This window comes from Proteus hauseri (assembly GCF_040139125.1).
Classification (GTDB): domain Bacteria; phylum Pseudomonadota; class Gammaproteobacteria; order Enterobacterales; family Enterobacteriaceae; genus Proteus; species Proteus hauseri_B.
The window spans coordinates 191,787-206,690 of record NZ_JBEEUB010000006.1 but is presented as its reverse complement, the minus strand read 5'-3'; the positions used below and the strand labels follow the sequence as shown (position 1 = coordinate 206,690).

The window sequence follows — 14,904 nt, the reverse complement described above, 5'->3', positions numbered from 1 at the left end:
GATAATGTGACCAAGCGAAAATTAAAATAGTTATCTATTTATAATCTATTGAAAAATAAACAAATGCAGAGTATTTACCTGCTTCAATAATTTGATTGGTAAAAGCAAGTTCCACTTGGTATTTCAATTCCGGATCTTTTTTTGCATCTTTACTTTGATATATAAGATGATCAATATAATAAGGGCGATTAGGAGGAATAATGTTCCCCTCTTCATCTAAAATATAAAATCCAAGCCCTTGAGAACTCCCTGACATTGAAAATATAGAATCATTATTTGCTTCTAATCCATTGAACTGAATATTTAATGATTTCTTGTCCGTATCACTATATTGACTAACACAATCAGATAATCTTATATAAAAGCTTTTCCTTAAATTTTCCCTTTTTACTTTGTTATCAATTTTCGATAGTGCAATATCTGAGAAATCGATATATTGATAACGGTCTTCCATTTTTATTGAGCAAGGTGATGCGATAACTGAACCAGATAATGTAGCATTTGCTTTAAGAACTTTCGGCTTTGTCGTGTCATCAAAAGCAAAAGAGACCGATGATGCAAAAAATAGTACTCCCATCGTATTTAAAATAGTCAGATACTTATTTTTATTAAAATTCATCATCTCATTACCATTATATAAATATGTATAGGGGATATCCCCTATACATATATTGGTGCATTATTCGTATGAAATACGGAAGTCAGCGATAGCAGCGAATTCGCCTTCTTTAACTTCTTTAGATACGTCAACAGCTTTAGCTAAAGCAGTAAACTCAAGTACGTTAGTACCTTGTTTGTTACGGATTTTAGATAAAATATCTGCAGCTTCACCAAATTTGTAAGTATCGATAGCGATACCAACGTTGTTTGCTTTAGTTCTGTCAGTTGCTAACAGAGTGTTAGTAGCATCAGCATATGAACGTCCGTCAAACTGGATTTTCATAGTCTTAACAGGTAACCATGCACCTTGGTCATCTTTTTTGAATTTGTCGAAGTTACATTGTTCTAATTTAATAGTGAAAGTTTTTTCTCTTTCATTACCTTGCTCTAAGAACACACGTGAAATTTCGCCAAATTTAACTGTTTGGTTTAAACTTTCATCAGCGATGTTACATGGAGAATCAACAACTGAACCTACGAAGTTAATTACGCCATTATTTTCAGCCATTGAACCGAAAGAAGCTAAAGATAAAGCAACAGCAGCGCCAACGATGCTTAATTTATTAAATGTCATTATGAATACCTCAAAAGTAAGTTAATATCTGACGTGACGTCATTTTTTTTAAAATATCAAACCCGTCTTAATTAAAAGTTAATTAAGATTTACATATAGAATAATTAAAACTTAACTCAGCAAAAAAATAATTAAATTTGATGAAATTAATAATAATAAATAAATATAATTATTAACCGCCCACCAAATCTTGTTGCAAATATAGTATGCCCTGAAACATTTATTTTCAATTAAGTAAAAGTACAACCATTTATTAGATAATAATATTATTGATAATATTGATGTGACATAAAAATCCAGCAAATTCAAAAAAGGAATAAAAAAACAACATTTAACACTATGCACCAAAATAAGATAATCTACTTATGAATGGTAAATAAAATAAAGACATTCTAAATAAGAGTAATATCTGAGCGATCTTTATTAAATTAAGATTATTCTTGCAGATTGAAAATGAAGAATAAATATCAAATTTACACACTTAAGGAGTAAAATAAACATAAATACACAAATTAAAACATAATTGAAACATTTAAGACAAAAAAAGGAAAATAATTATTACCTGTAAATAGTATTTATCTTAAAATAGCGTCATGAAAAAAGTATAGATTTAAATAAAATATCTAAACACACTAGCTAAAAGAGTTAAAACTTAGGTAATATTACCTAAGTTAATAAAAACAGAATAGAGAATAGGTAACATTACCTATAAAATCAATATTGATAGCGTTGAGAGTTCACAATAAAAGAAAAGATAATTACTTTATAAGTATTGAGTATTCAAATAAAGAATAGTAGTGAGCAAACTCTGAGATACCTACACTTCAGGATAACAGTAACGTAAGTTCAGATTATTCAAATCAACTTATAGCTAATAACAATAATAGAATCAGAATTGATGTACCCCCTTATTGGGTAACTTCATACTGGATACGGAATTTTTAGTGAATTGAAAGAGCCTTTTTGGCTGCGCTCGCCTTGGGAACTAAAAAAAACTGTTGGATATTTACTATCCTAGCCGTGGAGGGGTGATATCAGGTGCCTACTAAAATATCTTATATTTCATTATCTTTAGGTATTTTATTCTATTACCTTGAAATGGTTCATGAGTTTTTATTCAGACTGTATCCACAAGCAATGAATACGGTACCTATATTTCAACATCAAAAATTATTGAGTCTCATTTTTGCTATTTACCTTTTATCTATAGCCCCCTTATTCTTTTTTTACATTAAAAATAAAATAAATAATGGTTATCGTTTTTTATTTTACATCGTTCTACCGTACATACTGTCTGTAATTGCTTGGTACATTAATATTTATATTGCTAATCCAAGTCAGTACTCCAGCAATGGTTCAACCACTGGGGTACTTGGTCATATGTTCATGACATCTTATGTAATACATGGCGTATTTTTAATTCCCATAGTTGCATATATAACTGACTTCTCAATTCGTAAGATATTGAAGTAATTTGTTTTTATTAATTTTATGGTAATAAAAAATGGCAACTGCTCGCGCTTTTCTGCAATACGATCAAAGGTGCAATATGTATTTTATATTGATGTGAGTTGAGTTGAGTTGAGTTCAATATACGTGGGTAGAGTTTGCTTCCCTGATAATGATTAAAAAAGCAAACAATTAAATAATAATTCAATAAAAACAATAATTTACATTAAAACCCTCTGTTTTTTTGTATTGGTAACGCATATGCGTTACCATTTCACCCGACTCACAGTCCCTTGGTAACTGAGTTTTTACCACGCTATAACGTCCCCCATTGGATTCTTCACCCAATCACTTCGAACAGATAAGTCTTATTAACTGCTCATATATTAAATTTATTTACTATTTAGCTTGTCTTCCCACAAAACAACCTGCTAGCTTAAGGTAAATATGCGCAATAAATGCTATGAACAACTGGATGGTCCGCTTTATTTTCGGTTGCCACCCTGCATCTGAAAGGAAATAAGCATGGATGTTTTTATACAATCTCAGAATCGTTACCATCTCACGGTGCAAGGCTGTGATGCACTATTGGATGTAGAGCTCTTCACAGGGCGTGAAGCCATCAGTGATACTTACTATTACCAAATTACCTTCACTTGTGATGCTCAAGACTTACAACCGCAACAACTTCTACGCCGTAGTGCCACGCTCGCTTTTACGCCACCATTCAATAGTCTAACCGATTTAGTGACCCAATCCTCTGTCACTAAACAAGTTCATGGTGTCGTCACTCAGTTTCGCCGTCTATCGGGCTCCGTTGATGAAGCCCGTTATCAATTAGTCATTGAACCGATGTTTGCTTTATTGCGCCATCAAATCCGCACACATCGGTTTTTCCTGAATCAATCTGTGCCTGATGTGGTGAGTCAAATCTTACGCGAGCACAACTTTAAAGATTGGGAATTTGAATTTATCCTCAAGCAGGATTACCCCAAACGGGCGCAAACCAACCAATACAACGAAAGTGACCGCCAGTTTATTGAGCGTTTATTAAGTGAAGTGGGGATTTTCTACTCCTTTTATCTGCAAGATGAAGCTCAGACAGAAGTGATCCGTTTTGCTGACCGCCAAAGTGCTTATACCTTTGATAAAACCCTGCCGTTAAATAGCCCATCAGGCATGAATGATAATCATCAAGAGAGTGTGTGGGGATTATCATTACATCACCAAGTGGTCGAACAAAATGTCTTTACCAAAGACTATAACCATCGCCAAGCACAAGACACCTTAATTTCAGCCGTTACCGATATGACCCGCGGTGAAGGAGATGATATTCATTACGGTGAGGTGTATCACTACCAAGCGCGCCATTTGGCTCGCGGTGATAAAATGACCCCCGAAGCGGAAACCGCCAACTTTTGGGCGTGTCTGGATCATGAGCGTTTTTTAACCCGTCAAACACGGTTAAAAGGGGAGAGTAATGCGGATTCCTTATCTCCCTTACAGGTGCTCACCATTACGGATAACAGCTTAATTTCCTCATTACCCGCCGTTTTTCAATTACCCATTTTAATCACCCGCTTACGTTTTAGTGGCGGGCGTGAACATGGCTTAAATGTGCGTTTTTATGCTACCCCTTACAGTGAAACACTTTGCTGGCGCCCCGCATTAAAGCCACGTCCCATCGTCACGGGAACGTTAACGGCGCGCATTACCAGTGCGATATTTACGCACATCAAAATGATGCGGGCTTTTATTGGATAAAATTTGATGCCGACCGTGATGAAAAACCCATGGGATATGAAAGTATGCCCGTACGACTGGCAAAACCTTATGCAGGTGATACCTACGGCATACATTTTCCATTAATTCAAGGCACTGAAGTAGCGATTGCCTTTCATGAAGGCGACCCTGACCGCCCTTATATTGCTCATACGTTGCATGACTCTAGCCACCCTGACCACATCACCGATAAAAATAATACCCGCAATGTGATCCGTACCCCCGCAAATAATAAACTGCGAATGGAAGATAAACGGGGTGAAGAGCATATCAAACTCAGTACTGAATACGGTGGTAAAACGCAGCTCAATTTAGGGCATTTGGTTAATCAAGGACGTGAAAAACGCGGTGACGGCTTTGAATTACGCACCGACAGTTGGGGTGCCATCAGAGCGGGTAAAGGGCTGTTTATTAGTACTGATTTACGCACTCACGCCGCTTCTAAGCAACTTGATATCCGTGAAGCCAAACAACAGTTAGAAGACGCACTTCATTTAGTTGATGCGCTTCGTGAAGCCGCCGAGGTGGCAAAAGCAGAATTAGCCGATGTCAAAGCCCAACAGCATTTATTAACACAATCGATCAGTGAATTACAACAAAATGCCATGCTATTAAGTGCGCCTGCGGGGATGGCATTAACGTCACCTAAAACAGTTCACGTCAATAGTGGTGAAAATATTGCGCTTACGGCACAACAACAAGCCGATATTTCAGTAGGCAAAAAAATCACCTTAGCCGCAGGCAAGGCTATCAGTTTATTTGCTCAAAGCAGTGGCATTAAAGCCTTTGCGGCAAAAGGAAAGGTCGAACTACAGGCACAAAGTGATGAAATGCATTTAACATCACTGAAAGATTTAACCGTCACCAGTACGGGTGGGAAAACCGTGGTGGCAGCCAAAGACGAGCTATTACTCACGTGTGGCGGGGCGTTTATTCGCTTAAAAGGGGGGCAAATTGAGTACGGCAGCCCAGGGAATCAAACGGTAAAAGCCACTAATTGGGTGGTTAATGGCCCTGTATCTATGGATATCACACATCCTCAATTTCCTCAGTCCTTACCGAAACAAACGTTACGATTTCAATTAAGTGCCTCCCCCCAAAGCCCTATGAAAGCACGGGCATTTGAGCCATATACCTTGTATGCCAATGGCGCATTATTGGCGAAGGAGTTAACCGATGAAAACGGCAATATCCAGATTGAGCATGATGTTTCTGTTGAACAATACCGTGTTGAGCTCGTCGATGGTGAAAAATTCACTATCAACTTATTAAAATCAAATACTGAAAAAACGCAAGAGGATGAAGCGTCTATCGAAGGATTCCGTACACTTAAGCCCCAAATTGGTATGCAAGGCAAAAAACATTCTGGAGTTAAACATCAAGATATTTTCAAGCAATTATTAATGATTGGTATATCGGAAGATAGCCCAAAGGGAAAAAATAATGAGTGATGTAACGGAACAAACGATTAATATCATTTTAGGTGAAGATAATAATGCAACATTAACTCAGCAATGGTTTATTAGTAGTAAATACGCACCTGTTGCCTCTGGATTTGCCCCTTTAATTAATGGTGAACGTACTTTTGCTACAATAGCGAAAGCAATTGAACAAGCACAAAAAAGTATTGATATCATTACATGGGGCTTTCAAGCCTCTATGTACTTTACTCGAGGGAGTAAAGGAAAAGCGAAACGAGTAGGTGATTTACTTATAGAGGCAGCTAATCGGGGTGTTAAGGTACGTATATTAGTATGGTATACATTAGGTGGGGACAGCCAAGACCCCAACTTTCCAGGTTGGAAAGCAACGCCAAGAAATTATGGCAACTATAATGAATATAGAAAACAAATATACGACGCTTCAGGAAATAAATTACCGTATCAAACCACCGAGGATTATGACTATGATTGTCAATGGCATTGGAATATCAAAATTGGAAAAAAAGGAAACGGTAATATTCAGGTTAAACACAGGGAGTTTAACTGGAGTAATGATGTAGAAGAAGCAACCGATCGACAATCAAGCCATATAGTTAAAGAATATGGTGATATTGGTTACCAACAAGGAAGATTATTAGCATTATATCCCACTCATCATCAAAAAGTCATTTTAGTTGATTATGATATTCCTGATGATGCTGTTGGTTTTATTATGGGACATAACTCATTATCAGCTTATTGGGATCAAGACTCTCATTCTGAAATTCAATTTTCAGCTGAATTAGGACGAGATGGTAATACAGGATGGCAAGATAATTCCTCGTGTGTTTGTGGTGCAGTATTAGCGCATATTAATCATAATTTTGTAGAAGCATGGGAAAAGAATGTCGGTAAAGATATTGAATTAAGTCAGCGTAGCGCGCTGACAGAAGATGAGCATACATTCATGCAGCAACGAATGGATAAAATTAATAATAGATTAATTAATGCTATTCCTGTGAAGGATATGATCCCATTAAAAAAGGTTATGGCACAAATTTGCCGCACTCAACCCCAATATAAAGAATTCGATGTTTTACGCCTTTATACCCATGCGTTAGTCAGAGCACGAAATTACATTTATATCGAAAATCAATATTTTCGATATTCACCTTTTGTTTCATTATTACAAGAGGCTATCAATCAAAGGATCAAAGAAGGTTATGATATTGAAAAATATCCACTTTATCTTTTTGTTATCACAAACAGTTCCAGTGATGAAGCAATTCATTCGGGAAGCTATCAAACTTATAAAATGATAGAAGCTCTTCAGCGCCCAGATATGGTACCTAATTATCACCGAAAAGAACATAAATTGAATAAAAATGAACCGATTACAGCAGGAGAAATACCGGGTTTAAAATCACATATTTGTACGCTTGTCTCTCCTGATTCGACCACCTCTCATTGGAAACCTGTTTATGTTCACAGTAAAGTATTGATGATTGATGACACCTTTATGACGTTAGGTTCTAGCAATATTAATTTACGGAGTATGTTATTTGATAGTGAATTTAATATTGCGATTCAAGACACAGATATGACAAATATTATTCCTCCTATTCGACAACATTTATGGAAAATACATACAAAACAAACGTGTGACAATATTCAAGAGGAATATAATATTTGGGAAAAGTTTATTCAGAAAAATAAAAAATTAAATCAAAATGATATTCCGACAACACCTAGTGTATCTTTAATTGAGTTTTTTGATGGAAATAAAAAATGGGACAACAAAGATTAATATTCTATTTTAGAAAAAGCACGTTGTGCTCGATTATCTTTTTTTTATTTTTACTAACAGGATGTGAAAAACAGGAAACAAGTAATATGAATGACACATTAAAAAACTTTCAATTTACCTGTGTACAAGAAAAAGACCATTTTCCTCCGCTCGAGCCCGAAGCAGATGACTGGTTTAAAGAAGCTCGCCGTTTAGAAATAAAAAAAGGACCTAAAGATTTTGATCATATTGCTTTTCTGTACCGCCAAGCTGTCGAGAAAGGGCATTATAAAGCCATTGGTAATTTACAAAATATGATTGCAATGGGACAAGTTGAGCCTTTGGCAGGGAAAACCCGTTCCGAAGAAGTAATTGATTTAACAGAGCAATTAATAAAAATGGATATCCCTTTTGGTTATTATATTATGGGAACTTATCTTCAACGGGGATATGGTGTTAAACAAGATCCTGATGCTGCATTACAGTATTTCTTAAAAGCTGCGGTGATGGGAAACGCAGATGGTCAATTAGCCATCGGTGAGTTATTTCTTAATGGAAGAACACCTTTATATCGTTTAGATTTAGGGCGAACTATGCTTAAGTGTGCAGCAGAACAAGGTAATACAAATGCTGCTTATTCTCTTGCTATGGATTATGAAGTTCGTGATAAAGACTACTCACAAGCACTTATATTCTATCAATTAGCCATTCGTTATGGGCACGGCCAATCAGCCTATCAACTCTCCAGAAATTTTAATACTTCAGATCCTGATAATAGATTAGATTATATGGGATTGTTGGTTGATCCTGAAAGAGTTCGCCGTTATAAAATGATAGAAGAAGAGCTGAGTTCCAACCCTAGAGCCAAATTCCCCGATATTGATAAAATTGTCCCTCTTCCCCCAGCTGAACTGCCCAAATGGGACGGTACTTTCGAGTATAAAAAACAACAGATAAGTCAATAAAAGGATATGAGTATGCGCGCGATTATTCGTTTAGGTGACAAGACAACGCATGGCGGTGAAGTGATTACCGCATCGGGTTCCATCATGTACGGTAAACCGATAGCACTTGTCGGCGATAAGGTGAATTGCCCAAAGAAAGGACATGGAATAAACGCTATTTTGCCCGGTTCAACACGTATGATAATGTCAGGGCGTCAAGTTGCACTCAATGGTTTTCAAACCGAATGTGGTTGTACGCTGATTGCCAGCTTATCATCGTCAGGTGAACAATCATGATAAGTTGGAAAATCCCTTCCTTAGCGTACTCACCCGCCCCTAAACCCCCTCGTTTTATACGTTGGTTATTTATCATGATCATTATGGGAACGATTGGATTTGCACTTGGCCTTTATTTATCCATAAATGAAATGCTATCACCCACAATAAATAACACCATGCTAATCGTTGTCTTTGCGCTTTGTCCCGCGCTATTAATTGGCCTAATCCGACTCTTTATTTATTCTCTTGCCTCTTATCGTCATCAACTTTTTACCGAAATGCTTGATGATGCAAGACAAGAGTGGCGTCACTGGGCGGGTAAGCACCTTGGGCTATTAGCGCACGCTCGATTAACTCATATTGATGAAGAGATAAAAGAAGATGAGAATTTATCTTCATTGCCACCCAATAAAGACAATATCCTCAAACTCGAACGATTAAAATCACGTTCTTTATGGGAAAAACAAGAAATGGTGGTGCAAAAATTACTGGCACCCATTGCAGAGTATTATCATCAATACCGTCTCGCTGCGCCAATAACATTATATTGGCAGGCAGAAGAACAAGAGACTGATTGGCAAGCACTTATTCAACAAGAAGCTATACACTTATCATTACCTCTGGAAACTATCGAAATGTTGCCCTACGGGTCGTTCAGTGAATGGTTATTAGCGCTGTATAAAAATCCTTTTGAACCTAAAGTATACGCGATATTAGCGTTTCAGTTAGATCCAACGGTCAGCGAAGAAGCCACGAGCCTGTTGCTTGCACCCCAAGGGTTTTATGAACAACTGAAAGCCCCGATTAAAGCAAAACTCCTACGCCCGATATCCACAGAGATAGACGCTTTTGCTGATGCATTAAAGACACAATGTGAATTTCAATTAAGTGGTCCTCAATTAACCGCTCTCTGGCACAGTAATGTGAGTGATAGTGATAAAGGAGAATGTATTCAGCGCTATGTTCAACAAAATATGAGTTGTATTTCTGAGCATTTTTATGACTCAAACACATTTTTGGGCATAGGTGGTTTAGCAAGATATAGCGTGACACTCTCTTTGGCTAGTGAAGCCCTGGTGCCCGCACTGATAACGCATCAAAATGGAAATAATTTATTATTACAACAAGTCATTATCTAGCGTCACATCGTTGATGAATAAATAGATGATGGGGATGATTTTATTGATACATACTGATTACAGCCTACATGCGATTATAATGACGTTAATATTCATGTTCTTTTAACTTAGAAAAATATTATTATCACTATTTTGGTGGCATCTTGTTCTAAATAAGCACACCATTGAGTATAAAATGAAGAATTAAAAATAGAATCACAATAAAACAAAATACTAATGACTTAATGCATTATATCGATGCGTTCCATGTGATCCGCCCACCATTGCACCATCAGCCTTCTTTCCTCAATATGTTCTGTTTTATGAATATAAGCAGCTCTTACTGAGTTGCGTTCTTAGTGACTCATCTACCGTTCTACTGCATCCTTCGACCATAATCCTGACTCAATCAACGAGCTACATGCCATTGTTCTAAAACCATGCCCACACACTTCCGTCTTAGTGTCATAGCCCATCACACGTAAAGCGTTGTTTACCGTATTTTCACTCATTGGTTTTCTTGGATTATGATCGCCGATAAAGATCAGCTAATGATTACCACTGACTTGATATATCTGTTTTAAGATTTCAATGGCTTGTCTGCTTAAAGGGACTAAATGAAGTGTACGCATTTTTGATCCGCGGTGAGAGTGTTTACCCCCTTCTATCGCTTCTCGTTCAGCAGGGATCGTCCACATGATATTATCAAAACCGATTTCATCTCAACGAGCAAAACGCAGTTCACTGGAACGAATAAAGACTAACAAGGTAAGTTTGACAGCTAAGGTCGTTAATGGTCTGCCCGTATAGCTATCGATGCGTTGTAAGAATTCAAGTAAGCGTTTTAACTATCCTCGCAGCCGAATTGCGGGTACAAAACTTTATCGGATCGGCATATACCTGCAAATGTATCCAACCCAGACCATTAACTTAATATCGGTTGAGTTCAATATACGTAGGTAAAGTTAAAATTTGAGAAAAAGCTTACAGAACATAAATTTTAGATATAAAAAAAGACGCTTTAAGCGTCTGATTTTGGTGCGAAGGCCGGACTCGAACATAATACTTAACCTCATGATCTAAATTAAAATATAAAAGTATAAATTTATTTATACCAACGCATATACCAACAGATGAAATTCTTACTTTTTCTGATTGTTATCTAATACAAATAATCGTGATGCTGGTGGAGCTGTATAAGTTATCAGATATTAGTGCCTATGTAATATCAATATATTTTCTCCTTCTCTAATACTAAAAAAGATTAACCTGATCTTTATTGGTAGATAGCCTAGAAAAATAAAAAGAGCCTGTAGCTAACATAATCTTTCTTGCGAAGAGAATAATTTCTAAAATAGGCTAACAGTCCATTTTGAGCGATGAACGGAAGTTCGTTTTCAGGTAACATACTACCTCTGAAAGAGAATGGGGCGTCTAAGCGGGATACTTATAACGATTCTTGCCGTATTTACAGTAAGCATACTGTTTGGCGTATTTTTATTCGAATAGCAAACACTAATAAAAGGAATTCTCATGAACAATATTCCCTCTATGCCGCAGTTAGGGATTTATGTCTCAAAAATCGATCCCACCCTTCGCATCACTGTAACTGACGTTGATATTGTTGATGACGATGATGAGACTCCTGATGATGAATTGTTTTATTTAGTCCGCTGGATCGAGGGGGAAGATGAAAGTGATATGTCGGCCATGGAATTTGAGCTAGACCCAGTAGAGTGGCATGCTTTTGTTGAGTCTGAGCAATTAGTGTTTGAGCGCGATCCATACATGGATTCAGCCCCCGAAAATTCAAACCTTGCGAAAATCCGGGATTTACTCATGAAGGCTAAACAGAATAATCGTTCGTAAGCACCTATCAGGATAGTGGTTTAGTGAGTGTTATCTATTTAGGGCAAGTGGCAAACTGATTCGCATGCAATTTGCCACCAAAGGTGAAGCACTTTCATATGAACGCTGTATAATAAATAGCGTATTCGACCTGCTGTTTAATACCAGACTTGTACGTGGTTTGTACTTTATGAACCTCAATCTTAATTCAGGAGTAAGATAGTGGACACTTTGTCTATTAAAGGTATTTTTGAAGTTTTTGTTAACAATTGGGTTCCTGGTATCTTCACCTTCTTTTTAGGCATCTGTTACTCAAATATCGTTGAAAAAAAGAAACTTAAGCAGAAGCTAAAGAACGATATTCTTGAGATCTTCGTACCGATCTTTAATGCAGGAAACGAGATCTCATTCGAAATCGCGGAAAATGCTTGCAGGAAGATGAAAGGTACCTTTCAGGCATACAAGAGAATATATCCAGGTATCTTCAACAAAGAGGTAGAGAGTGAACTTGAAGACCTACTTAAAGATGGTTTCCTCATAAATGGTGAAGTTAATCCGCATTACTTTGAACCAGCCAATATTGAGAATCTGATTAAAAAATTGTAGTTTCGTTCAAACCCCCCGTTCTTGCGGGGTATTTACATCATGTGTCAATAATGGCTATTTGATTTGCTTTCAGTTGTTCTACGCAATCGACTATTAGCTACTGCCGCTTTCGGCACGAAGCGGAGTGGGCTTAAGGTCCGCTGTGAGCAAGAAAGAGACATCTAATCTTCTTAACGAATGATTCGTGATAGCACTACGAAAGTGCCTAGATGAGCCGCAGTAATCCAAGAAGAATAAATCTCACTCCCATTTTTTATCAAAAAAATCCATGATGCAAAACAGCGCTTGTATCTTTTTTAATAGATGGTAGCATTATTTTTTCCCTAAAAATCATCAATCTAAAATGAATATTAGAAAAATAAAGCAGTCCAGATTTGATTCTCTAGCGGCGTATGCGAGGAACCCTCAGGTAAAATACCTTGGCAGGGAGATCGCTTGGTATGAAACTGAAGACAAAAGTATTGTTTCATGCATCATACAAGATTACACAGATAAAGATTTTTTTGGGATATTAATGGCTCGTGATGAATCTGAACGATACCGTTTTATTGATAATTCCGAATGGAATGAAAATTTTGCTCTTTCTGAATCCGCCTTGTTGACCAAAATACTAGAAATACATGAAAATATTGATAAGGCAAGATTACAAGGGGATACTCATAAGGCCCCGGTTGATTTTTTTATCCCACTAATAAAAACAAAAAACAAACTATCCCCTCTTTTCAATGAGTTGATATCTAATCCATTATTTGCTTCTGCAAAGAATATTATTGAACCCATGATGCGTTGGTATGAAGATGCCGATGGTAATTTTGTAGAGCAATTTCAGACAACAGGTTTTAATCAACGAATATGGGAGCTGTATCTATTCGCTCTGTTGACTGAAAATGATATAACATTCAATCAGAAAGAAGCTATTCCTGACTTTATTTGTGACAGCTTCCAAGGTGAATTTTGCATAGAAGCTACAACTATCAACCCTTCTATAATAGAGGGTAAAGTTGAAGAATTGCCACAATATCACAACTTAAAAGATTTGGAAGATATAAAGAATAACTATTATCCTATAAAATATGGAAGTGCTCTTTTTTCAAAACTTAAAAAAAAATATTGGGAAAAGCCAGTTTGCAAAGATAAGCCTTTAGTTTTTGCTATCACAGATTGTCTCAGTCCTGCTTCCGGTAAAGATTCTAGGGAGTCATTACCATATTATCTTTATGGATACAGACATGAGGTCAAAGTAGACGATAATGGGAGTTTGACAATAGTTCCTGTTAAGATAGAAGAGCATACTTGGGGGAAAAAAGTAATACCTTCAGGTTTTTTTAATCTTCCAGAAGCGAAAAATATTAGCGCGGTGATTTTCTCTAATGATGCATCATTTGGAAAGTTCAATCGTATGGGACTTCTAAATGAATTTGCACCTGAAGGTTCAGAGATGATTAGGACGGGACTTAGAATTAATCATGATGTCAATGCAATAAGGGGTCAATCATTTAGCCTAGAAGTCGGTTCTCCTTCCTACCATGAACGGTGGAGTGAAGGTCTTGAGGTTTACCATAACCCTAACGCTTTACATCCTCTATCTAGGAATGTATTTCAAGAGGCCGCGAATCATTATTTATCCGCTGATGGGCAAATTAAAACATATTTACCAGACTTTCATCCGATTAGCTCAATTACTAAAGTAAAACATTTAGAGTAAGCGTTAGTATTTATTTTAAAAAAGCTAAAATATACTATTTGGTTACAGAAGGTGGGGCACCCCACCTTCGATATATGTCAGCAACGTCCGCTTCTGGCACTAAGCAGACACGAATAATTTAATAAAACATACAATTAAGATAATTTCTAATTCAGTATTAAATTAATAATTTATAAAAAATAAAGTTAACCTCACATATAACGATTAACTTTATAAAGTTATTATTGTACTGGCAAACCACCAGCACAATAATAAACAGAGTGTGTTATTTGGACTCACTAACAGACATCTTGGCAAGCTCTGGGTTCATTGGCTCAAAAATACTCAGTGGTAATTGGACTTTACGACCGTTTTTATCTTCAACGACCTTAATCACTTTAAACTCTCCGATATCGTCACACAGTATTGCTAAAGATGCAGTAATTGAACGGTTAGCACCAATATCACCAAAAGGTTCAACTTCAAGCACTTCGTTGCCGATGACACTTCCTTTTTTATCTTTCATCTGCAAAGTAATTTCTAAAGAGCCAAATCCAGCATTATCGAGTGACATATGACTGCCGCCATTATCTAATGAAAACTCATAACTACAATAACCTTGAGTAGCAAAACTTTCCTGAGTGTGAGTAATACTGGCATACCTATTTTCTGTTGCTGACGCAGACATACTTACTGATAACAATCCCAAGATGAGACAACCCGCTATTTTCTTCACTCTTCATTCCTTATTTT

Annotated in this window: 10 protein-coding genes and 3 pseudogenes; 9 read left to right on the top strand and 4 right to left on the bottom strand. The window is 36.7% G+C overall.

Annotation, left to right across the window (positions count from 1 at the left end; translation table 11 throughout):
- Positions 1-34: 34 nt before the first annotated feature.
- Together ABN099_RS11940 and ABN099_RS11935 are read right to left on the bottom strand one after the other, a co-directional pair.
- Positions 35-622: a fimbrial protein gene (locus ABN099_RS11940; RefSeq protein WP_349464004.1), complete on the bottom strand. Its 588-nt coding sequence runs from the start codon at positions 620-622 to the stop codon at positions 35-37.
- Between the two features lie 57 nt (positions 623-679).
- Entirely contained in the window at positions 680-1,234 is a 555-nt protein-coding gene (locus ABN099_RS11935) for a fimbrial protein (RefSeq protein WP_349464003.1), read from the bottom strand.
- A gap of 1,974 nt (positions 1,235-3,208) precedes the next feature.
- On the opposite strand from ABN099_RS11935, the pseudogene ABN099_RS11930 reads away from it, so the two are divergent.
- The 5 genes and pseudogenes from ABN099_RS11930 (at position 3,209) to ABN099_RS11910 (ending at position 10,034) form a co-directional block, all read left to right on the top strand.
- A pseudogene (locus ABN099_RS11930) lies at positions 3,209-5,916 on the top strand (type VI secretion system Vgr family protein).
- Positions 5,909-7,693, top strand: a complete 1,785-nt coding sequence (locus ABN099_RS11925; protein WP_349464002.1) for a phospholipase D-like domain-containing protein — start codon at positions 5,909-5,911, stop codon at positions 7,691-7,693. Before ABN099_RS11930 ends, ABN099_RS11925 begins: the two are co-directional and overlap by 8 nt.
- Before the next feature lie 86 nt (positions 7,694-7,779).
- Positions 7,780-8,637: an SEL1-like repeat protein gene (locus ABN099_RS11920; protein WP_349464000.1), complete on the top strand. Its 858-nt coding sequence runs from the start codon at positions 7,780-7,782 to the stop codon at positions 8,635-8,637.
- Positions 8,638-8,649: 12 nt separating this feature from the next.
- Positions 8,650-8,913, top strand: a complete 264-nt coding sequence (locus tag ABN099_RS11915; protein ID WP_349463999.1) for a PAAR domain-containing protein — start codon at positions 8,650-8,652, stop codon at positions 8,911-8,913.
- Entirely contained in the window at positions 8,910-10,034 is a 1,125-nt protein-coding gene (locus tag ABN099_RS11910) for a hypothetical protein (protein WP_349463998.1), read from the top strand. Before ABN099_RS11915 ends, ABN099_RS11910 begins: the two co-directional genes overlap by 4 nt.
- 221 nt (positions 10,035-10,255) lie before the next feature.
- Here ABN099_RS11910 and ABN099_RS11905 read toward each other — a convergent pair.
- Positions 10,256-10,861: pseudogene (locus tag ABN099_RS11905) on the bottom strand (tyrosine-type recombinase/integrase); the annotation flags it as partial.
- Between the two features lie 685 nt (positions 10,862-11,546).
- On the opposite strand from ABN099_RS11905, the gene ABN099_RS11900 reads away from it, so the two are divergent.
- From ABN099_RS11900 to ABN099_RS11885, 4 genes and pseudogenes are all read left to right on the top strand, one after another.
- Positions 11,547-11,882, top strand: a complete 336-nt coding sequence (locus ABN099_RS11900) for a hypothetical protein (protein WP_349463997.1) — start codon at positions 11,547-11,549, stop codon at positions 11,880-11,882.
- 16 nt (positions 11,883-11,898) lie between these two features.
- Positions 11,899-12,003, top strand: a pseudogene (locus ABN099_RS11895) (site-specific integrase); the annotation flags it as partial.
- A gap of 80 nt (positions 12,004-12,083) precedes the next feature.
- Positions 12,084-12,467 (top strand): hypothetical protein, encoded by a 384-nt coding sequence (locus tag ABN099_RS11890; protein WP_060555090.1) that lies wholly within the window; start codon positions 12,084-12,086, stop codon positions 12,465-12,467.
- A 343-nt stretch (positions 12,468-12,810) separates the two neighbouring features.
- Positions 12,811-14,172, top strand: a complete 1,362-nt coding sequence (locus ABN099_RS11885) for a hypothetical protein (protein ID WP_285219011.1) — start codon at positions 12,811-12,813, stop codon at positions 14,170-14,172.
- Between the two features lie 265 nt (positions 14,173-14,437).
- Here ABN099_RS11885 and ABN099_RS11880 read toward each other — a convergent pair whose 3' ends face one another.
- Positions 14,438-14,887 carry an IrmA family protein gene (locus ABN099_RS11880; RefSeq protein WP_349463995.1) on the bottom strand — a complete coding sequence of 150 codons (450 nt, stop codon included), beginning with the start codon at positions 14,885-14,887 and terminating at the stop codon, positions 14,438-14,440.
- Between the last annotated feature and the right edge of the window lie 17 nt (positions 14,888-14,904).